The organism is Endozoicomonas sp. 8E (assembly GCF_032883915.1).
Taxonomy (GTDB): Bacteria; Pseudomonadota; Gammaproteobacteria; order Pseudomonadales; family Endozoicomonadaceae; genus Endozoicomonas_A.
The window spans coordinates 161,634-183,081 of the sequence record NZ_CP120717.1 but is presented as its reverse complement, the minus strand read 5'-3'; the positions used below and the strand labels follow the sequence as shown (position 1 = coordinate 183,081).

Genomic DNA, 21,448 nt, shown 5'->3' with positions numbered 1-21,448 from the left:
ATTCCTCTTGAGAGCTTTTCAAAAAGCGGGCCATGGGGCAGGGTATGTGTTAACAGTCAGCTCTGTTTATGACAGAAAGCTGGTCCCGTAATCCATGGGCTCCAAATCAAAGAAACTGGCCAGACTCTGGCCGATATCTGCGAAGGTTTCCCGTTCACCCAGAGAAACCGGTTGAACCTTTTTGCCGTAGACCAGTACCGGTATGTGTTCCCGGGTATGATCGGTACCGTGCCAGGTGGGATCGCAGCCATGGTCAGCACTGATGATCAGCACATCGTCTTTTTGCATGGCGTTGAGCAGTCTCGGTATCATGGCGTCCAGCTCCTCCAGAGCCCTGGCATAACCCGCCACATCACGACGATGGCCAAAGGATGAATCAAAATCGACGAAGTTGGTGAAGATCAGGGAGCGATCTCCGGCTGACTCCAGCGCCTGCATAGTGGTTTCAAACAAAGCAGGAATACCGGTCGCTTTCAATGTTCTGGTAATGCCCTGATGGGCAAAGATATCCGCTATCTTTCCGACACTGACCACTTCGCCACCGCCGCCCACCAGCTTATCCAGCAGCGTGGCAGCAGGAGGCAGAACCGAGTAGTCCCGACGATTTCCTGTTCTCTGGAAGTCACCAGCATCATCACCTGTGAAAGGACGGGCAATGACACGGCCAATATTGTACGGGTCGAGCAGCTCTCGGGCGATTTCACAGACTTCATAGAGTCTTTCCAGACCAAAAGTCTCTTCATGACAGGCAATCTGAAAAACGCTGTCAGTCGATGTATAAACAATAGGCCTGCCAGTGCGCATGTGTTCTTCACCGAGAATTTCCAGAATGGTGGTTCCTGAGGCGTGACAATTACCAATGACGCCGGGCAGGCTGGCTTTTTCGACCAGCTGATCCAGCAGCGCCTGTGGAAAACTGTTTTCCTCTTCTTTGAAGTAGCCCCAGTCAAACAACACCGGAGCACCCATCATTTCCCAATGGCCACTGGGAGTATCCTTGCCACTGGAAACCTCCCTGGCGTAGCCGTGGGCACCGATCAGCTTTACATCGGTGTTCATGCCAGCGGGAAAAGCTCCTGAAGAATCTTTAGCCGCGTGCAACAGACCAAGACTGGCCAGCATTGGCAATTCAAGTATACCCCGTCGACCAATGTCTGCCTCGCCCTGTGCGCAGGCCCTGGCGATGTGGCCAATCGTATTAGAGCCTGCATCACCAAACTGGTCGGCATCAGCACTGGCGCCAATCCCGAACGAATCCATCACCAGGACAATTGCTCGTTTCATATGAGATACCTTACCAACTCCTTGCGAGTCCCCTAATTATTACTCAGAAAAATACGGAGCAGCACAGTGATTAATACCTAATCCCATGCACACGCTCAACCCATACTCAACTACGCAAGGCGCTGAACATCATGCGCTGCTGCAATCCGCGGAATACTTTATCAGGACATTCAGAAACTTCGAAAGGCGCTTAGGCAAAACAACCGCATTCTTTAATCACAATACCGCTCCCTCCCGTGACTCACGCAGAAGAGGGTGTCGCAAAACTCCAACAGCTCGTTCCCATGCTCTGAGGTCGTCATTCCCGCGAAGGCGGGAATCCAGCGCCAACGGTGGATCTCTGCCTTCTCGGGCATGACAAGGCCAGGGGGGGCACCGGGCAGTATGGTTCTGGTGGTGAGTCAGTGTGGATTCCCGCCTTCGCGGGAATGACGAGAATGAAGCCGGGAATGACGGGAGTCAAATCGTTCCCACGCTGGAGAGAGTTTTGCGACACCCTCAGAAGTAAGTGCCATGAAGAGCACGAAGCTCTGCGCTCCCGGTAATTCCTTGTGCTAAAAAACGGAGTTGGCTGTGCGATCAGGCCGTTACCGCCTATCGGTTAAAATTGAGCACTGCTGCAATTCGTAGACTACTTTATCAGGGGCGTCCATAAATAAAGAAGGCAGATGTTGATGAGTAACTCCATTTCTCGATTTCCCGGAACAGAAAAGCAATTGCTATTTTCCCATCGCGACAGGGCGAGTCAGTGGGTTGCTGCTACCCTCGGCCTCATCACTATGGCCTGCCCATGTTCAAAGCTACTGGCAGAAAGTCCTCTACCAACGCCGGGGGGTGAGGTATCTGTTGGCTATAAAACGACAAAAGATTCTAGCTTACTGGACAACTTCATTAACCATTATTCTATTTTGGGGGAAGTCCCTCCAACTGCTCTCAGCACGGATATGACCCATCTTGTTTTTGCCATGAACTATGAAAATGAGCAAGGCGAAATAAAGAATGAGAATTCAGCAGAGTCGGAGGGAGCTGCAGAACCACCGCAGCAGCAGTCATTAATCGAGATTTCGCTCCCGCTAATGACCCATTCCCAAATTTCCAACATTATTCAAGGTATGAATACAGGCCTTAATATCAACACCACGAACGTTATGCTGGAGAGCATCCCGGAGACCCCTCCCGTTCACGGCCAGACAATTGCGAACATGATCCAGCATTTGATAGAAACACTTAATATAAATGTCAACGAAGTCCAGAATGGTTTGATTAGTGCTCTGTATGATATCCATGGCAGTGAATCTCCTGTTGATATAACCAAACCACAACAGGAACAGAGCCTTGCGATGTTGATAGTGAGTTACTACACAGCCCTCAATTCCAATGGAACATCTCCTCAAACAACTCAGGTTTTTTTTAGCTCATTTTTGCTTCACGCTGTCGGCTTGTCCGGTATCGGGAGACTTCATGCCAAAAAAGGTGACCTTTTAGGTGTAAAAGAACCCATAGAAGATTCCGAAGTTTTAAAAGCAAATGTTAAAGAATCCACTGCAGTCTTTTCTGCCCTGAAATTGTTGGAAGAAGCGCGCCGTGATTTTTTGCTACAACTCGATAATTACTCAGAGGTTGAAAGCACTAATGCACTTCTTGATCCAATGCTAAAAGCCGCTATCAGTCTGCTCAACTATCGTGTTGAAAAGAACGGGATACCGCTTTATAAACGTAATAAAAATTCACACGAGCGAATGTTGAAACTAATAGGGGCACATGGTGAAAGCAACCCTAAGCTAGTTGCCTGGAACAGTCAATTTATGACTTTGATTCATGCTATAAGCATGCTTCTTGATCCTTTCGTTATGCAATTTGCAAATACGCATGTTGACAACCTGTCGAGTTATTTTTCTGCATTAAAATGGGACCACCCTGTTACGGACTCTGAAGGCAAAGAGCGGAGCATATTTGAAGTATTCAAAGAGGTTTTAGACGACGCAGAAGTAAACCCTGGAAATGAAAATCCTGAATTATTTAAAAAATTACTTCATGCCCTGCGAGAGTATATAGAAAAAGAATTACAAAAAGCATTCACTGAAGATGAATTCAAAGTCGTAATGGTAACCCTCGGTACAGGATTTGCGGATCTTCTGGAACAATCAAATGATATGTTAGAAATATTTGATAAGCAGATTGCTGGAGCCAAAGATGACAAGGCAGCAGAAGGACAAGAAGGACAGAAGCTCAGCGAAGAAGAGAAGAAGAGGAAACATTTGGGGCAAAGGATTAACTACTTGCAAGATTTCGTCATGTGGCTCAGATCTAACTATGATTTTGACATGACGTCTTCTTATGACTCTTACAACGATGACTCCCACGTTGAAAACTCTCAAAATAATGATGCTGACAGAAGTAGTAATGATGTTGACAGAAATAGCAATGATGCCGACGGAAGTAGTAATGATGCTGACAGAAGCAGTAATGGTGATGAAAGAGGCAGTCCTGAAGGGAGTTAAACTCTGATCGATCCTCATACTGACCGAGTGCTACCAGGCTTCCCAGAGTTCTGCCAGCTTCTGAAGTGGCTGTGGTTTCGGTCAGTTTATTTCTGCCATATCAGTGGCACTGCCTTGTTGTTTTTCCGTCTTCTGCTGATCGAACCTCACCCACGGATTTCTAGCAGCCTGTCGGACTTAAGACTGTCCTACTGCGGTTGCAATAAATTGGTCTAAAAATCCCTGTTTCTTCGTCAAATAGCTAGCTATTCTCCTCAGAAACAGAGATTTTTATCCTCAATTTCTTGCAATCCTCGCTACGGACGCTTAAGTCCGACAGGCTGCTAGCCTGCGTTCTGCCTGCCTCGTCTTATGCAAAAGTCTTGAACAGCGATTGAATCACAAGGCTCTATGCCCTCTGAATTCCTGGCGTCTGGAGAACGGAATTGGCTGATCAGGCTGGGACCGGCAGACGATTAAAATTGTGCACTGCTGTAGCCCTTGGACTATTTTGTCAAAGCATTCATTATCTGAAGAAGGAAAATGTTGATGGTTAACTCGATTTCGCGATTAACTGAAACGACAAAACAATCGACAATTTTCCGTCGTTACAAGGCTAATCAGTCAGTTGCTGCTTCCATTGGCCTCATCGTTATGGTTTTCTTCTATTCAAAACTGATGGCAGAAAATACTTTATCAACGACAGTGGAGGAGAGATTTATTGAAGATAAAAGCTCAAAATCGTTTGGTTTCCTTGATCACTTGATTAGCCATAATGCCTACATGGGAAGCGTCACTCCTTTTGCTCTCAATCCGAATTCGACCCATCTTATCTTTGCAATGAACAATGAAAATGAGCGAGGCAAAAAAAAGGATGAGCTTTCAAAAGAATCAGAGGGAGCCGGAGCACCGCAGCCACGGCCTTTAATGGAAATTCCGCTCCCGCCTATGACCAGGGCAAATGTTAGTGCCATTATCCGTGGGTTGAATACAGGCATTGATGAAGTCGCCTTAAACACTATGTTGAGCTACATCCCCAAACGCCTGCCCAATGAGAGCCTGACAATTAACAGCATGCTTCGGAAATTGATACGAACTCTGGGCATTGTGTTTGATGATAACCAGATGATGATAAAAATAGTTCTATCTTCGATCCAAGGTACCACAACACCTGTCGATATGACCAAACCACAACAACAACAGAGCCTTGCGATATTAATGTTGGCCTACTACACAGCCATCAATTCAAATGGGATATCCCCAGAAATAGCTCATGTTTTTTTTAACTCATTCTTGCTGCACGCCACTGGCTTGTCTGGTATCGGGAAACTATATGCCAAAAAAGGTGTTCTTTTAGGTACAAATGCACCGATAGAAGACAACGAAGTTTTAAGAGCCAATATTAAAAAATCTGCCACAGTCTTCTCTGGTCTGGTAGCGTTGGAGAGAACGCGTCTTAAGTTTTTGCGACAAATGGAGAATCACCGGGAAGCTGAAGAAACCGGAGCATCAGCCAACCCACTGCAAATAGCTACTTTCTCTCTGCTCAATTATGATGTTAATAAAAACGAAATACCATTTTATCTTAGTAATATAAAATCAGCTCAAAGAATGTTAAGACTGATAAAAGAGTATGGTGAAAAAAAACCTGAATTAGTTGCCGCGAATGATCAGTTCATGCGTTTGATTCATATTATAAGCCTGACTCTTAACCCTTCAGTTGCACGACTTGCAAGCCCACATGTTAACAACATATCGAATTATTTTAGACAATCAAATTGGGATCAAACCATTACTGACTCCAAAGGCAAAGAGCAGAAACTATTTGAAATCTTCAAAGAGGTAGTATTTGACGCAAATGTAAACTCTGGAAATGAAAATCCTGCCTTATTTCGAAAACTGCTTCTAGGTCTAGAGAAATATATAGAGCAACAATTACAGAAAACGTTTATTGATCCTGATTACCAAGCCATAATGGTAACCCTCAGCACAGGATTTGAAAATTTGCTGAAACAATCACACATAATATTGGCAACGCTTAAATCAACTTTTGACACCGATACCAGTGAGCAAGTTGATGGAGCCAAACTGGACAAGGCAGCAAAAGGAAAAGAACTGAGTAAAGAAGAGAAGAAAAAGAAAGAATATCTGGAACAACGGATAAAATATTTGGAGGATTTCGTCGAGTTACTCAGGTCTCAATATGGTTTTTCATTGAAGAAGCCTAATGACTCTGACAACAGTGATTCTGAATGAAGCAATGCTGGCAAATTTAGTCTTGATGGAGCTTATTTTGAAGCTTCTTCCTGCTATTTTAAGCCGAGTGCAGGTTTCTTACAGAACTGCTGGCTGCAATTTTCAAAGTTGAGGAAAAACTCATCATTCACCTTTTCCAGTTAGAAAAAGGAGTTGGCAGGTTGATCGGCTGGTGCTTAAATTGGGCATTGCTTCAATGCTTGGGCTACTTTATCTGAGCATTTATTACCTGAAGAAGGCAGATTTCATGATTAACCCTATTTCTGCATTACCTGAAACAACAAAGAAATCAATATTTTTCCATCGTGACAAGGCTAATCAGTCGGTTGCTGCTTCTCTCGGCCTCATCATTCTGGCTTGTCCCTGTTCAAAACTACTGGCAGAACATACTTTACTGACGCCAATGAATGAGAGATTTGTTAAAGAAAAAACGACAAAAGAATCTAATTACCTGGACGATTTGATTCACCATAACACTTATTTAATCTCTCCCCATCTTTTTTTTCTCAAACCGAATTCAACCCATCTTATCTTTGCCATGAACTATGAAAATGAGCGAGGCGAAAAAACAGATGGGCATTCGGGAGAATCGGAAGGAGCTGGAGCGCAGCAACCACAGCCTTTAACACACATTCCGCTCCCACCAATGAACCATGCACAAATTACTGCCATGATCCAGATCTTGAATTCAGATCTTGATGAAGACTCCTTGCCTCCCCTGAACACTATGTTGAGCTACGTCCCGGTAACACTCACCAATGAGAACCTGACCCTTGCAAACATGATTCAACAAATCACACAAACACTCGACATTTTACCTAACTATAACCAGGATGAGCTAATAAATGCTCTATATTCTATCCAAAGTACCCAATCTCCTATAGATATAACCAAACTACAACAACAACAGAGCCTCGCGATGTTGATGGTCGCTTACTATACGGCCATCAATTCAAGTGGCGCTAAACGTCAAGACGCTCATGTTTTTTTTAACTCATTCCTGCTTCACGCTGCTTGCTTGTCTGGTATCGAAAGACTCTATACCAAAAAAGATGACCTTTTAGGTACAAAAGAACCCATAGAAGATCGCGAAGTCTTAAATGAAAATATTAAAGAATCTGCTTCAGTCTTCACTGCTCTGAAATCGCTGGAAAAAATGCGCCTCGCGTTTTCGCAAGAATTGGAGGATTCCTTAGAAGCTGATGAATCCGGGGCATCAGTTAATCCACTGCTGATAGCCGCTTTCTCACTGCTCAACCATGAAGTTAATATAAATGAAATGTTTATCTGTGAGCGTAATATAAGATCGTATAAACGAATGTTAAGGCTGATAAGAGAATATGATGGAAAAAAGCCTGAATTAATTGCCTCGAACAATCAGATCCTTTGTTTCATTCATGCCATAAGCCTGACTCTTGATCCTTTCGTTATACAATCTGCAAATGAATATGTTGACAGCCTAACGAGTTATCTCAGTACCTCTAATAGGAGTCTAACCACTACTGAGTCTGCAGACAAAGAAAGCAAAGAGCAGAAATTGTTTAAAATATTCAAAAAGGTACTATCCGACGCAAAAGACAACCCGGGGAATGAGAACCCCGAATTATTTAAAGATTTGCTTCTGTTCATAGCAGAATACATATCGCAACAATCACAAAATACCTTTATTGATCGAAATGATTACCAGGCCATGATGGTAACCCTCGGAACAGGATTTGAGGACCTGCTGGAACAGTCACACAAGATGTTGCTATTTCTTGAGGCAACTATTGTCACCGATGCCAATGATCAGGTTAATGCAGCCAAATATAACGAGGCAGCAAAGGCACAAAAGGGAAAAGAACTCAGCGAAGAAGAGAAGAAGATAAAACACCTGAAAGAGCGGATACATTACTTGGATAATTTCGTTGATTGGTTCAGGCTTAACTATGATTTTATCATGAAGACACCTTATAGCTCTGACAGTAGTGATACTGACAGCAGTGATACTGAAATTCTTGATACTGAAAGTAGTGATGCCGACAGAGTTAGTCTTGACGGGATTTAATTTTTATTCATCTTCCGTGCTTTCAGACCGAGTGCCACCATCAGGTTTCCCAGAGAACGATCGACTTGGAAGCGGTAGTGGTATCGGTCGATCGATTCCCCCCATAATGTTAGCGGCAGTAAAATGATTAATACTCAATCTGGCGAACACCCAAAAAATCACTGAATTGGACTCACTTTCAGATGCTCATTCCATGCTCAGGCACAAATCTATGCTGTCTTTTTCCAACATAAGAGAAAAAACTCGACACCCGCCTTTGCTGTATAGAAAACGCCGTTGGCCGGATCTGGTCTGGGCTCAAAATTGAGTACTGCTGCAATCCATGGACTACTTTATCAGGGCATTTATAAAATAGCGAAGGCCGATGTTGATGAGTCACTCCATTTCTCGATTACCTGAGACAGCAAAGCGATTGATACTTTTCCATCGTGACAACAGCAATCAGTGGGTTGCAGCTACCCTCAGTCTCGTCGCTATGGCTTGCCCCTGTTCAAAATTGCTGGCAGGAAATCCTTTTTCTACACCAGTGGAGCAGAGATTTATTATAGGAAAAATGACAAAAGAGCCTGGCTTCCTGGAGGACTTGATTAACCATAATGCTTATATAGGGAAAAACCCTCCTTATGTTCTCAGCCCGAACACGACTCATCTTATCTTCGCCATGAATCATGAAAATCAGCAAGGCGAAAAAATGGATGAGGATTCAGAATCATCGGAGGGAGCTGGAGCGCAGCAACCACAGCCTTTAATGCAAATACCTCTCCCGCCAATGACCCTTGCAGAAGTGGCTACCATTATCGAGGGATTGGATACAGGCTTTAATCAAACCACCATAAACACTATCTTGAGCTATGTTCCGGTGGCCCCTCCCAACGAAGACCTGACAATTCTAAGTATGTTGGAGCAATTGATACAAACTCTCAACGTTACGGTTCAGGATAACCAGAATGTCATGATAACTGTTCTATCTTCTATCCAGGGCACCACATCACCTGTCGATATCACCAAACCACAAGATCGACGGAGACTCGCGACCTTGATGCTGGCTTACTATACAGCCATTCATTCAAGTGGGGCATCCCCTCGAGCGGCTAATGTTTTTTTTAACTCATTCCTGCTTCACGCCACTCAGTTGTCTGGTATCGGAATACTTGATGCCAGGAAAGGTGATCTTTTAGGTACAGATCAGCCAATAGAAGTTCAGGAAGTTTTAAAAGCCAAAGTCAAAGAATCTGCTCCAATCTTCTCTGCCCTGATGGCGCTGGAAGAGATGCGCTTTGAATTTTTGGAACAAATGGAGACCGCTCTGGAAGCTGAAAAATCCGGGACATCTGCCGACGATTCACAGCTAATAGCCGCTTCCAGTCTACTCAACTATGACGTTAATGAGAACGAAGAATCACTTTATGAGTGCCGTATAAATTCAGCAGAACGAATGTTGATGCTGATAAAGGAATATGGTGAAAGTAAACCTGAACTAGTTGCCTTGAATAGTCAGTTCATTAATTTGCTTAATGCCATAAGACTGACTCTTGATCCTTTCATTATACAATCAGCAACTACACTTATTCACAATATATCGAGTTATCTTAGTAAATCAAACTCGTATCAAACCTCTACTGGGGCTGGAGGCATAATGAGCAAAGAACAGAAATTATTTGAAATATTCAGAAATATATTAACCGACGCAAAAGACAACCCGGGCAATGAGAATCCTGAATTATTTAAAGAATTGTTTGTCGCCATAAAAAAATACATATCGCATCAATTGAAAAACATGTTTTCTGATGAAAATGATTACCAAGTCATAATGGTAACCCTCGGCACAGGATTTGCCGACCTGCTGGGCCATGCACGCATGAATCTGGCAATGCTTGAGCCAACTATTGACAGCAATGCCAATGAACAGGCTGGTGATGCCGGGCGAAGAGGGAAAGCAAAGGGAAAAAAAGGAAAAGAGCTCAGCAAAGATGGAAAGACGAGAAGACACCTGAAAGAACGCATAAATTACTTTATTGATTTTGTCGATTGGTTCAGGTTTTACTACGACTTTGCTATGAAGAATCCTTATGATTCTGATACCAGTGACTCTGAAAATAGTGACTCTCAAAGCGATGACTCTGAAATTAAGATTCTGAAAGTGGTGACACCTCACTAGGATAGTCTTGGCGAAGTTTATTTTTAATCTTCACCCTTGTTCTTTCAGACCAATGATCACCTATAGGCTTCCCAAAAAACTGCTGACACCGACCCCGAACGGATCCTTCACGGGGCAACTGCTCTTTTCACGTGAGATACCTTACCAACTCCCTGCGGACCATTCAGACTTAAGCATCCGTCTAGGCGACCCCATAGCGAGGATTTCGAGAAATTGAGGATAAAAATTTCTGCTTCTGAGGAGAATAGCGAGGCTTGACGAAGAAGCAGGAATTTTCAGACTAATTTGCTGCCGTCCTCGCTACGGGGTCGCCTAGACAGGCGCTATTCTCGGTGTGCCTCCCAGGGAAGATACTTAAAATTTGGCGCAGCAGCGATCCTTAGACTACTTTTTCAGGTCATTAATAAACTGGTGAAATCAGATGTTGATGAGCAGCTCAATTTCTCGATTACCTGGATCAGCAAAGCAATCGATATTTTTCCACCCTGACAAGACTAATCACTCGGTTAGAGCGCTCCTGAGTCTCATCATTATGACTTGCTCCTGTTCAAAACTACTGGCAGGAAGTATATTATTAACGACAGTGGACGACAGATTTATCGAAGATAAAACAACAAAATCGTTTGGCTTCCTGGATGACCTGATTAACCATAATGCTTATATAGGAAAACTCCCTCCATCTGTTCTAAATCCGAATTCGACCCATCTTATCTTTGCCATGAACCATGAAAATGAGCGAGGAGAAGAAATGGATGAGCATTCAGAAGAATTAGAGGGAGCTGGAGCATCGCAGCCGCAGCCTCTGATACAAATTCCTCTCCCGCCCATGACCCATGCTCAAATTACTGCCATTATCGAAGGTTTAAATAAAGGCCTTGAAGAAGGCACTCTAAACACTATCTTGAGCTACGTCCCGACAACCCTCCCCAATGAGAGCCTGACCATTGTAAGCATGATTCGGCAAGTGATTAAAACCCTCAATGTAGTAACTAACGACGACCAGAACGTGATGATAGCAGTTCTGACTCACATCCTGGGTACAGAATCTCCTGTCGATATGACCAAACCGGAAGATCAAAAGAGTCTCGCGGTCTTGTTGGTGAGTTACTATACTGCCATCCATTCAAATGGGGCATCTCCTCAGGCGGCTTATTTCTTCTTTTACTCATTCCTGCTTCACGCCGCTGGCTTGTCTGGTATAAGAAGTCTCCATGCCAGAATAGGTGACCTTTTAGGTACAGAAAAACCAATAGAGAGCCACAAAGTTTTAGAAGAAAATGCTAAAGAATCTGCTAAGTTCCTGGTTGGCTTAAAGGTGCTGGATGAAATGCACCTTCAGTTTTTGCAACATATGAAAGATTTATCAGAAGCTGAAATATCCTGGACAGCAGTCGATTCAGTGCTAATAGCTGCGTCCACTCTGCTCAACTATGACGTTAATAAGATCGAAATCCCCATTTATTCGCGTAATGTAAAATCAGCCAGACGCATGTACAGTCTGGTAAAAGAATATTACAAAAAAAGACCTGAATTAGTTGCCTCGAACAGCCAATTCGTGAGTCTCATTGATGCCATAAACCTGATTCTTGATCCTTTCCTTATACAATCCGCACATGAACATGTTGGCAATATTTCGAGTTATTTTAGCCAATCAAACTGGGGGCAAACCATCACTGATTCCAGAGGCAAGGAACAGGAATTATTTCAAATATTCGAAAAGGTATTAGCCGACGCAAAAGACAATCCGGAAAATCAAAGTCCTGATTTATTTCAAGAATTGCTTCTAGCCATAGAAAAATACATAGCGCAACAATTACAAAAAACGTTCGTGGATCAAAATGATTACCAAGTCATATTGGCAAACCTCTGCACAGGATTTGAGGATCTGCTGGAACAATCAGACAAGATGCTGGCATTTCTCGAGACAACTATTGTCATCAATGCCAATCAGCAGACTAATGAAGCTAAGTATGACAAAGCAGTAAAGAGACAAGAAGAACTCAGCAAACAAGAGTGGCAAAGAAAACACCTGAAAGAACGGATATTATTCTTGCGGGATTTCGTTGAGCTGCTCTGGTCTAAATATGAATCTATTATCATTACTCCCAATGACTACGACAGCAGTGACTACGAAAATAATAACTATGACAATATTGACTATGCCAGTATTGACTACGGCAGTAGTGACTCTGACAGCAGTGACACTGAAAACAGTCACGCTGAAAGTAGAGACAATGACAGTAAAGACAATGACATTAAAGACAATGGCAGTAGAGACAATAGCAATGGTGACTCTTACAGTACTGATTCTGAAATGGTTGAAGCTAAAAGTAGTGATACCGATATTGCGGCTTCTGAAAGCAATGAGGCTGAAAGTAGTGATGCTGACTTAGGTGATGATGAAAATAGTGATGCTGACAAAGGTGGTCCTGAGAAAATTGACGGATTTTATTTTTAATTTTCTTCCTGTTCTTTAAAACCGATTGCTACCAGAAGGCTTCCCAGCAAATTGCTGGCTCCCAGGCGGTAGTGGTTTCGGTCGATACGTTCCTGTCTCACAAGCTCAGTGGCAATCTTCAGGTGTCCTGCCGCGTCCCGTGCTGTTCGAATGGCGCCCATGAGTTTAAATCTTACGCTCTCTTTGCCACTGTCACGAATCGCTTCCATTATGATGCAGACAGATTAAGGTTTGACATTGACAGGCACTTAAATTGAGTACTGCTGCAATCCATAGACTACTTTATCAGGGCATTCATTATCCAAAGAAGGCAGAGGTTGATGAGTCACTCCATTTCTCGATTACCCGAAACAGCAGAACAATCGATATTTTTCCATCGTGGCAGGGCCAATCGGTCGGTTGCTGCTTGCCTTGGCCTTATCATTATGGTTTACCCTCATTCAAAACTGATGGCATTACATACTTTATTGACACCAGTGGATGAGAGCTTTGTTAGAGAAAAAACGACAAAGGCGTCTAATTACCTGAACGATTTGATTAACCATAACGCTTATTCAGGAAAAACCACTCCTTTTTTTCTCAACCCGAATACCACCCAACTCATCTTTGCAATGAACCATGAAAATGAGCTAGTCGAAAAAATGGCTGCGCATTCAGAAGAATCGGAGGGAGCTGGAGCACTGCAGCCGCAGCCTTTAATGGAAATTCCGCTCCCTCCCATGACCCATGCACAAATTACCGCCATAATCCAAAATTTGCATACAAGTACTGTAGAACGCAGGCAAATATTGAACACTATATTGAGCTGTCTACCGGTAACACCTCCCAATGAGAGCCTGACCATTGCAGGCATGATTCAGCATGTGAGAGAAGCTCTCGCTGTTGTGCCGGATGATAGCCAGAATGAGATAATAAAAGCTCTATACTCTATCCGGGGGTACCAATCACCTGTCGATATGACCCAGCCAAAAGACAAATTCATGCTCGCAATATTGCTGGTGACTTATTATACCGCCATCAATTCAAATGCAGTTTCCCCTAAAGTGGCTAACATTTTTTTTAACTCATTCCTGCTTCACGCTATCACCTTGTCTGGTATCGAGAGACTCGATGCCATAAAAGGTGATCTTTTAGGTGTAAAAGAACCCATAAAAGATTACGAAGTTTTAAAAGCAAATGTTAAAGAATCTGCCACTGTCTTCACCGGCCAAAGTATACTGGAAGAAATGCGCCTTGGTTTTTTGCAACAACATGAGAATCTTTCAGAAATTGAAAAATCCGAGAAACCAGTCAATAGACCGCTATTAGCTGCTTCTACTCTGCTCAACTATGGCATGACTGATAACGGAATGCCGCTTTATCAGCGTAATATGATATCAGCTAACCGGATGTTAAAACTGATCGCAGAATATGGTGAAAAAAAACCCGAATTAGTTGCCTCTAATAGTCAGTTTATCAATTTCATTAACGCCATAAACCTGATGCTTGATCCTTACGTTATACAATCTGCAAGTGAATATATTAACAACATGACGGATTATTTCTGCCAATCAAACTGGGATCAAAGCATTACCAACGCTGAAGGCAAAGAACAACGATTATTTGAAGTATTTAAAAAGATCCTAAGCGACGCTGAAGACAACCCAGGAAATGAAAATCCTGAATTATTTCAAGAGTTGCTTCTAGCCATAGAAAAATACATAGAACAAAAATTACAAAAAACGTTTACTGATCAAAATGATTACCAAGTCATAATGGTAACCCTCTGCACAGGATTTGACGACCTGCTGGTACAATCAAACAGAATGCTGACATTCCTTGAGCGCAATATTTTCATCAATGCTAATCGGCATGCTAATGAATGCAAACATGGCAAGGCAGCTAAAGGACAAGAAGAAAGCCAACTCAGCAAAGAAGAGAGGCAGAAGAAACACCTGGAAGAGCGGATATCATACTTGCGAGATTTCGTCGATATGCTCAGGTCTAAGTACGATTTTGCTATGAAGACCCCTCATAACTCTGTCACCAGTGACTCTGACAGTGGTGACTCTCACATCAGTGACCCTGACAGAAGTGACTCTGGCAGAACTGACTCTGGCATCAGTGCCCCCGGTAGTAGCGACTCTGACAGTTGTGATGCGGTCATGGATGATCCTGAAAGTAGTGATGCTGAGAGAGGTGCTCTTGAAAGTCTTGACGAAGTTTATTTTTAAATTAGAGAAAGCAGATGTTAATAAGCAACTTCATTTCTGAATTTCCTGAAACAGCAAAACAATCAATATTTTTCCATCGTGACAGGGCCGATCGGTCGGTTGCAGCTTGTCTTAGCTTTATTATTATGTTTTGCCCCTATTCAAAACTGATGGCAGCACATACTTTATTCACACCCGTGGATGAGAGATTTATTGAAGAAAAAACGAAAAAAGCGTCTAATTACCTGAACGATTTAATTAACCATAAGGCTTATTTAGGAAAAACCTCTCCTTTCGTTCACAACCCGAATACGACCCAACTCATCTTTGCAATGAACCATGAAAATGAGCTAGTCAAAAAAATGGCTGAGCATTCAGAAGAATCGGAGGGAGCTGGGGCACAGCAGCCGCAGCCTTTAATGGAAATTCCGCTCCCACCAATGACCCATGCACAAATTACCGCCATTATCCATGAATTGAATACGGGCATTGATGAAGACATCTTAAGCACTATGTTAAGCTTCGTCCCGGTATCTCCACCCAATGAAAGCCTCACAATTTTAAGTATGCTTCAGAAATTGATAAAAACTCACAATATTGTGGTTGACTTTATACAACTTGAAATGGTGGCAATTCTAATTAAAGTCCAGAGTACCGGATCATCTGTTGATATGACCAATCCAAAAAATCAACAGAGCCTTGCGGTGTTGATATTGAGTTACTATACAGCCATTAACTCCCCCCCTCCGGGGGGTCATTTCTTTTTTGGCTCATTCCTGCTTCACGCCATCGGCTTATCTGGTATAGAAGTCATAAAAGATAACATTTTAGGCGCAAAAGACCCCATAGAAAATCACGGTTGTTTAAAAGCAAATGTTAAAGAAGCTAATTCGGTCTTCTCTGGTCTGAAATTGTTGGGAGAAATGCGCCTTAATTTTTTGCGGCAATTGGATCAACTCTCAGAAGCTGAACAATCCGATGAGCCAGTCAATTTATTGCTAATAGCCGCTACTACTCTACTCAACAATGGCGTTAATCGTAACAAAATACCGTTTTATCGACATAATATAAAATCAGCTGAACGAATATTAAGCCTGATAAAAGAATATGGTGAAAAAAAAACCGGATTAGTTGTCTCGAATGATCAGTCCATCAGTTTTATTCACTCCATAAGCCTGATTCTTGAGTCTTTCGTTAAAAAATTCTCAGTTCTTGAGTTTATCGTTAAACAATTCTCAAATGCAGGTATTGACAGCATGTCGATTTACTTTGGCAAACTAGATTGGGGTCGAACCATTACTGACTCTGAAAATAAAGAAGATAAAGAAGATAAAGAAGATAAAGAAGATAAAGAAGATAAAGAAGATAAAGAAGATAAAGAAGATAAAGAAGATAAAGAAGATACAGAAGATACAGAAGATACAGAAGATACAGAAGATACAGAAGATACAGAAGATACAGAAGATACAGAAGATACAGAAGATACAGAAGATACAGAAGATACAGAAGATACAGAAGATAAATTATTTGAAATTTTTCAAAAAATATTAATCGATGCAAAAGACAACCCAGAAAATGAAAATCCTGAATTATTTCAAGAATTGCTTCTGGCCATAGAAAATTACATAGAACACCAATTACAAAAAAATTTAGTTAATCAAAATGATTATCGCGGCATTTTGATAACCCTCTGCAGAGGATTTAAGAACCTGCTGAAACAATCACAGAAGATGCTGGAATTTCTTTCAGCAAGCATTATCATCAATGCCAATCAGCAGGCTGATGGAGTCAAACATGACAAGGCAGCAAATGAACAAGAAGGAAAAGAACTCAGCAATAATAAAAGGCAGAGAAAACTTCTGGAAGAACGCATATTATACTTGCAAGATTTCATCGATTTGCTCAAGTCTAAATATGATTTAGCTATAAAGACTCATATTAACTCTGACAGTAGTGACTCTGACAGTAGTGACTCTGACAGCAGTGACTCTGACAGCAGTGACTCTGACAGCAGTGACTCTGACAGCAGTGACTCTGGCAGAAGTGACTCCGGCAGAAGCGGCTCCGGCAGAAGCGGCTCCGGCAGAAGTGGCTCCGGCAGAAGTGGCTCCGGCAGAAGCGGCTCCGGCAGAAGCGGCTCTGGCAGAAGTGGCTCTGGCAGTAGTGACTCTGAGAGTAATGGATTCTGGCAGTAGCGATGCTGATATAGGGTAGTCTTGGAGTGCTTATTGTTAAACTTGTTCCCGTTCTTTCAGACCGAGGGTCACCAGCAAACTTCCCAGCAAACTGCTAGCTCCGAGGCGGTAGTGGTTTCGGTCGATCCATTCCTTCCCCATAATGTCAACGGCAATAGCCAGGTGTTCTGCAGCGTCCTGTGCTGTTCGAATGCCACCCGCAGGTTTAAACCCTACGTTCTGTTTGCCACTGTCACGAATGGCTTCCAGCATGATACGGGCGGATTCAGCTGTAGCATTGACAGCTACTTTGCCAGTAGAGGTTTTGATGAAATCGGCACCGGCTGCAATGCAGATCTCACTGGCTCTACGAATCAGGACTGGATCCTTCAGTTTGCCGCTCTCAATAATCACCTTGAGCATCACTTTGTCTGCACAGACTTCTTTGCAGCGGCGAACCAGCTCAGCTCCAACGGCTTCATCACCGGCCATAAAAGCGCGATAGGGGAAAACAACGTCCACTTCATCCGCACCATAAACGACAGCTGACCGAGTTTCAGTGACTGCCAGTTCAATATCATCACTGCCCTCTGGAAAGTTGCTGACGGTGGCAACCGTTACATCGTTCAGACCCAACTCTTTCAGCGTCTTTTTGGCGATGGGAACAAATCTTGGGTAAATACAGACTGCCGCAGTATTGCCTGCAGGCGTTTTAGCTCTGTGGCAGAGATCAATAATCACCTCCGGCGTATCGTTATCGTTCAGGGAAGTGAGGTCCATCAATTGCAGAGCCTGGCGGCTGATGGCAGTGAAATCGGTCAAGGTTCAGTCCTCTGGCTAAAGAGTTTTGGAGGTGACAAAAAAGAATAGAAAAGTGCCTGAGTGAAGCCTGTCGTCAGTCGTAGTTTATCTTCAATTCCCTTAAGAACACCACAGAACCATGTGGAAGAAGCTGTCAAAAACAAAAAAACCCCCACACCAAAGACGCAGAGGTTTTTTGCTGATCATCCACCTGAGTTTGCAGCGTGGACCGCATACTCGACACTTCGTGCAAGAGTTTCTATACTGCGGGAACAGGCAACAGTGCAGTACATGACTCCTCATAACCTGAGGTTGCTCAAAGTGAAACTGTATCTTAGAGAATACCTGCCGCTAGATACAGCAAGTATTTTTGGACGAGCATTCGACTTTTTTGAACGCTGATGTGAGTGGATCCTGTCCTGAGAGTCATTTCATATCAGTGGAGGCGAGAGCCTAACGATAAAAAATTCTTATTCGGGCTCCCTTTCAAACAACCTAAGAGATACTCTATTAACATCTGAACGTCAGCAAATAGTAGTATTCTCCTCATGATCCCAACGGAATCCCTCGAAATTGTCAGGGCCGTGGCCCACTTCAGAAACTTTACTGCAGCGGCCAAGCACCTGCATAAAGTGCCTTCAGCCATCAGCTACACCGTCCGCAAGCTGGAAGAACGGCTGGATGTGCAACTGTTTCTCAGGGACAGCAAGCGGGTCGAGCTGACTCCGGCGGGTGAGCACTTTATCCAGCGGACAGGCAAACTGCTGACTGAGCTGGAGGAGTTGGAAAAAACAACCCGCCAGATGGCTTCAGGCTGGGAACATGAAATCAAGATTGCCCTGGATAACGTTGTGAACCAGGGCATGGTTTACGATCTGATTCGCGATCTTCAGGCCGTTCGTCCCGAGACCAGCCTGGTGATCAATACTGAAGTTCATAACGGCTCATGGGATGCCCTCTTCCACAACCGCTGCCAGCTGGTCATTGGAGCCCCCAAAACCATTCCAGACAATATTGCTACTCACGACCGCTTTGAATGGAAGTCTATGGGGTCGCTGGCATGGGATCTGGTGATGTCTCCAGAGCACCCACTAGCCAATATTTCCGGTCCGATTAGTCAGGACATGCTGAAAGCTTACAGTTCGATCTGCATTCAGGATACTTCCAGAGTCTTTCGACAGGGCTACAACCTGCTGCTTGAAGATCAGCAAATCCTTCTGGTTCCCAGTTTCCGTATGGCTATTGAGTGCCTGCTGAAAGGGTTGGGCATCACCATCATGCCCAGCCACTTTGTTCAGCCCTACATTGAACAGGAATTACTGGTTCGCAAGGATGTTCTGGATATTCCCATGAACGACAGCTGCTATCTGGCCTGGAATCAGGAAGCCATGGGCAATGGTATCCGCTGGGTTCTGGACTGGCTGGGCGAAGAGAATTGGCTGAACAAAGTCTGGCTGCAGTATGACACCATGAAGCCTATGGGTTATCACGTTCCCTGAGTCAGAAATGTCAGGCAACTCTGTACTTGAATGCCGACGCGGCATTCAACAATGAATAGCTTTTTAAGAAGGATGGGGCCAGCATTTCATATGTGGTTCGCAGGCAAGCTCTTCTTCTATAGGACCAATGACTTCTATGTTGCCATAGCAACGATCAAAAACGTTTCTGCAACTCATTTGAGTGGAGTGACCGGCAATCTGGTCCAGCGCTTCCATGCTGCACCCGTATACCACTTTTGGGATTCCGGCCCAATATATTGCTCCGGCACACATTGGGCAGGGCTCTGTGCTGCTGTAGAGGGTGCATTCACATAGCTGTTCTCTCGGTATCTGTCTGCAGGCATGGCTGACCAGATTCAATTCTGCATGCCGGGTCTGATCACTTTCTGCTTTGGTAGTACATTCAGACTCCAGAACGATTTTGCCGTTATGCACCAGCACTGCACCAAAAGGCGCTTCCCCTTTGTCCAGGGCCTGAGAGGATAACTCTATGGCTCGATAGATGAAAGGCTTGTGCTCACTCATGGGAAACCCCATAGATGTTGGAGAAAGGTATTCTTATGTTAGCAGGAAGTCTCGGTTCTGCGCCGGTCAAAGCGTTTGCCCATGGCCAGGACATTTCCCAGCAAAATAATCCCTACGCCCAACACAGAAACCGGCGTCCATTGATGTCCCTCAAGAACGGTTGAGATCAACAAGGCAATGATGGGATAGATAATATCGACATAGGCGGTTCGGTCAGATCCCATGCGCTGAATCAGGGCAATATAGGAGGTCATGGCCACAACCGAACCAAAAACCACCAGATAAACCAGAGAAACCAGATAACCCGGACTAAAGTCAAACGTGGGTGGCACACCACGGAGCAAAGCCAACCCACCCATTTCCAACCCACCATAAAACATGGCAAACACTGTCACAGGCACAACTGACAAGCCGTCTTTCTCATTGACCTCGCAGGAGACACTGCCCAAGGAAAACATCACTACTGCACCCAGTGCCAATGCCAGCCCCTTCAAATCCTGAGGGTTCGCGTCAATCTTTGTGATGTGGGGAAAAAACACCATGAGCACACCGACACTGCCCAATGCCGCGCCCACAAGAACAGAGCGTTTAACGGTGTGCCCTAACCAGAACCGGGCAATCACTACATTTGAATAAAGAATCCCCGTACAAATCAATGCTGAAAGCCCGCTGCTGATGAACTTTTCGCTTTCGTAGACCAGCCAGTAGGAAATACCGCAAAGGAAGGTTCCCTGGAAAAAGAACCTGAGATGCTGTTGGCGGGTAAAGCCTGAAAAGCCACCCCTGAACCGGCAAATCAGCCATAACAACAGAGCACCCGAGAGAAACCGGTAAGCCACTGACCACATGGAGTCTACGGTCCCGAGCTGCCAGCTGACAGCATACCAGGTAGAGCCCCACACCAGAGAGCAGATACAGAAAAGAGTGGCATTGGACACGTTCTGAAATTCCCGCATCAGAATGTTGACTGTATGACATTAGGCCAATTGAAACGTTTCGCCAGAGCAGTGGCCGTTTTATTTTCTGATATAAAACAGGTAAAAGATTAGTGGAACGAAAACTTTCCTTCTACGGGGGGAAGACAATGCTCTTGCTCAGACAGTATATAATGCATGCTCTGACACTCCCGGTATAACCAGCTCTTGGCCTCCAGAGTCATTGACAGAAATTCGGAAAACTGACTGTAACAGACGCCTTTGGACGTCATCAGGACATCAGAAGCCACCAGCAAAAGATGGCCTGAGTCCAGCATCTCCAGAAACAGTTTGAGCGTCGGTAAGCCAAGATTGAGACGCGTCATATCGGCCTGAACCAAAAATGCAGAATCGGCTTTCAAATCCAGCTCAGTTGAAAAAAGAATACCAAATGGCTCGATAAACAAACGGCTATCAAGTATGCCATCCAGTGACTGAAGCGATGAAATGTGCAACCCGTCACATTGATCGCATGCCCAGAATTCATGACCGGCCCGGTCGAGCCAGATTTCTACCTGCTGCAGGTCTGGTATTACTAACTTCTGCATCGACGCTATCTCTGTTTTACTAGCCATTTTATGAACTCCCTTTGAGCTATGA

The 21,448-nt window shown here is 44.0% G+C and carries 16 protein-coding genes; 9 read left to right on the top strand and 7 right to left on the bottom strand.

Features of this window, described 5'->3' with window-relative positions; all coding sequences use genetic code 11:
- Nucleotides 1-66: 66 nt before the first annotated feature.
- Both P6910_RS00770 and P6910_RS00765 read right to left on the bottom strand, forming a co-directional pair.
- Nucleotides 67-1,284, bottom strand: a complete 1,218-nt coding sequence (locus tag P6910_RS00770; protein ID WP_317144381.1) for a phosphopentomutase — start codon at nt 1,282-1,284, stop codon at nt 67-69.
- Nucleotides 1,285-1,582: 298 nt separating this feature from the next.
- Nucleotides 1,583-1,780: a hypothetical protein gene (locus tag P6910_RS00765; protein ID WP_317144380.1), complete on the bottom strand. Its 198-nt coding sequence runs from the start codon at nt 1,778-1,780 to the stop codon at nt 1,583-1,585.
- Nucleotides 1,781-1,958: 178 nt separating this feature from the next.
- On the opposite strand from P6910_RS00765, the gene P6910_RS00760 reads away from it, so the two are divergent.
- From P6910_RS00760 to P6910_RS00740, 5 genes are all read left to right on the top strand, one after another.
- A complete protein-coding gene (locus P6910_RS00760) occupies nt 1,959-3,785 on the top strand; it encodes a hypothetical protein (RefSeq protein WP_317144379.1) in 1,827 nt (608 codons plus the stop codon).
- A gap of 528 nt (nt 3,786-4,313) precedes the next feature.
- Entirely contained in the window at nt 4,314-6,020 is a 1,707-nt protein-coding gene (locus P6910_RS00755) for a hypothetical protein (RefSeq protein WP_317144378.1), read from the top strand.
- 181 nt (nt 6,021-6,201) lie between these two features.
- Nucleotides 6,202-8,067, top strand: a complete 1,866-nt coding sequence (locus P6910_RS00750; RefSeq protein WP_317144377.1) for a hypothetical protein — start codon at nt 6,202-6,204, stop codon at nt 8,065-8,067.
- Between the two features lie 496 nt (nt 8,068-8,563).
- Entirely contained in the window at nt 8,564-10,225 is a 1,662-nt protein-coding gene (locus tag P6910_RS00745) for a hypothetical protein (RefSeq protein ID WP_317144376.1), read from the top strand.
- Nucleotides 10,226-10,652: 427 nt separating this feature from the next.
- Nucleotides 10,653-12,683 (top strand): hypothetical protein, encoded by a 2,031-nt coding sequence (locus tag P6910_RS00740; protein ID WP_317144375.1) that lies wholly within the window; start codon nt 10,653-10,655, stop codon nt 12,681-12,683.
- Here the strand turns inward: P6910_RS00740 and P6910_RS00735 are convergent.
- Nucleotides 12,680-12,892 carry a hypothetical protein gene (locus P6910_RS00735; RefSeq protein WP_317144374.1) on the bottom strand — a complete coding sequence of 71 codons (213 nt, stop codon included), beginning with the start codon at nt 12,890-12,892 and terminating at the stop codon, nt 12,680-12,682. The two genes, P6910_RS00740 and P6910_RS00735, sit on opposite strands and share 4 nt — an antisense overlap.
- Nucleotides 12,893-13,003: 111 nt before the next feature.
- On the opposite strand from P6910_RS00735, the gene P6910_RS00730 reads away from it, so the two are divergent.
- Nucleotides 13,004-14,896, top strand: coding sequence for a hypothetical protein (locus P6910_RS00730; RefSeq protein ID WP_317144373.1), 1,893 nt, complete (start codon nt 13,004-13,006; stop codon nt 14,894-14,896).
- Nucleotides 14,897-14,910: 14 nt separating this feature from the next.
- Nucleotides 14,911-17,070: a hypothetical protein gene (locus tag P6910_RS00725; RefSeq protein WP_317144372.1), complete on the top strand. Its 2,160-nt coding sequence runs from the start codon at nt 14,911-14,913 to the stop codon at nt 17,068-17,070.
- A 36-nt stretch (nt 17,071-17,106) separates the two neighbouring features.
- On the opposite strand, the gene deoC is transcribed toward P6910_RS00725, so the two are convergent.
- Nucleotides 17,107-17,871, bottom strand: coding sequence for a deoxyribose-phosphate aldolase (deoC, locus tag P6910_RS00720; protein ID WP_410493867.1), 765 nt, complete (start codon nt 17,869-17,871; stop codon nt 17,107-17,109).
- A 60-nt stretch (nt 17,872-17,931) separates the two neighbouring features.
- Between deoC and P6910_RS00715 the strand changes: the two genes are divergently transcribed.
- Nucleotides 17,932-18,252 carry a hypothetical protein gene (locus tag P6910_RS00715; RefSeq protein ID WP_317144371.1) on the top strand — a complete coding sequence of 107 codons (321 nt, stop codon included), beginning with the start codon at nt 17,932-17,934 and terminating at the stop codon, nt 18,250-18,252.
- 146 nt (nt 18,253-18,398) lie between these two features.
- Complete coding sequence (locus tag P6910_RS00710; protein ID WP_317144370.1) at nt 18,399-19,349, top strand: LysR substrate-binding domain-containing protein; 951 nt, start codon at nt 18,399-18,401, stop codon at nt 19,347-19,349.
- 63 nt (nt 19,350-19,412) lie between these two features.
- Here the strand turns inward: P6910_RS00710 and P6910_RS00705 are convergent, their stop codons facing one another.
- The 3 genes from P6910_RS00705 to P6910_RS00695 all read right to left on the bottom strand — a co-directional run bounded on the left by P6910_RS00705 (nt 19,413) and on the right by P6910_RS00695 (nt 21,423).
- Complete coding sequence (locus tag P6910_RS00705) at nt 19,413-19,874, bottom strand: nucleoside deaminase (protein WP_317144369.1); 462 nt, start codon at nt 19,872-19,874, stop codon at nt 19,413-19,415.
- Between the two features lie 38 nt (nt 19,875-19,912).
- Complete coding sequence (locus P6910_RS00700) at nt 19,913-20,812, bottom strand: DMT family transporter (protein WP_317144368.1); 900 nt, start codon at nt 20,810-20,812, stop codon at nt 19,913-19,915.
- Between the two features lie 107 nt (nt 20,813-20,919).
- Complete coding sequence (locus P6910_RS00695; protein WP_317144367.1) at nt 20,920-21,423, bottom strand: YbjN domain-containing protein; 504 nt, start codon at nt 21,421-21,423, stop codon at nt 20,920-20,922.
- Between the last annotated feature and the right edge of the window lie 25 nt (nt 21,424-21,448).

What these genes read in the sequence shown, in the direction of transcription:
- P6910_RS00770 (WP_317144381.1), bottom strand. Translation starts at nt 1,284, where the DNA reads ATGAAACGAGCAATTGTCCTGGTGATGGATTCGTTCGGGATTGGCGCC.
- P6910_RS00760 (WP_317144379.1), top strand. Translation starts at nt 1,959, where the DNA reads ATGAGTAACTCCATTTCTCGATTTCCCGGAACAGAAAAGCAATTGCTA.
- P6910_RS00755 (WP_317144378.1), top strand. Translation starts at nt 4,314, where the DNA reads ATGGTTAACTCGATTTCGCGATTAACTGAAACGACAAAACAATCGACA.
- P6910_RS00740 (WP_317144375.1), top strand. Translation starts at nt 10,653, where the DNA reads ATGAGCAGCTCAATTTCTCGATTACCTGGATCAGCAAAGCAATCGATA.
- P6910_RS00735 (WP_317144374.1), bottom strand. Translation starts at nt 12,892, where the DNA reads ATGGAAGCGATTCGTGACAGTGGCAAAGAGAGCGTAAGATTTAAACTC.
- P6910_RS00730 (WP_317144373.1), top strand. Translation starts at nt 13,004, where the DNA reads ATGAGTCACTCCATTTCTCGATTACCCGAAACAGCAGAACAATCGATA.
- P6910_RS00725 (WP_317144372.1), top strand. Translation starts at nt 14,911, where the DNA reads ATGTTAATAAGCAACTTCATTTCTGAATTTCCTGAAACAGCAAAACAA.
- P6910_RS00710 (WP_317144370.1), top strand. Translation starts at nt 18,399, where the DNA reads ATGATCCCAACGGAATCCCTCGAAATTGTCAGGGCCGTGGCCCACTTC.
- P6910_RS00705 (WP_317144369.1), bottom strand. Translation starts at nt 19,874, where the DNA reads ATGAGTGAGCACAAGCCTTTCATCTATCGAGCCATAGAGTTATCCTCT.
- P6910_RS00695 (WP_317144367.1), bottom strand. Translation starts at nt 21,423, where the DNA reads ATGGCTAGTAAAACAGAGATAGCGTCGATGCAGAAGTTAGTAATACCA.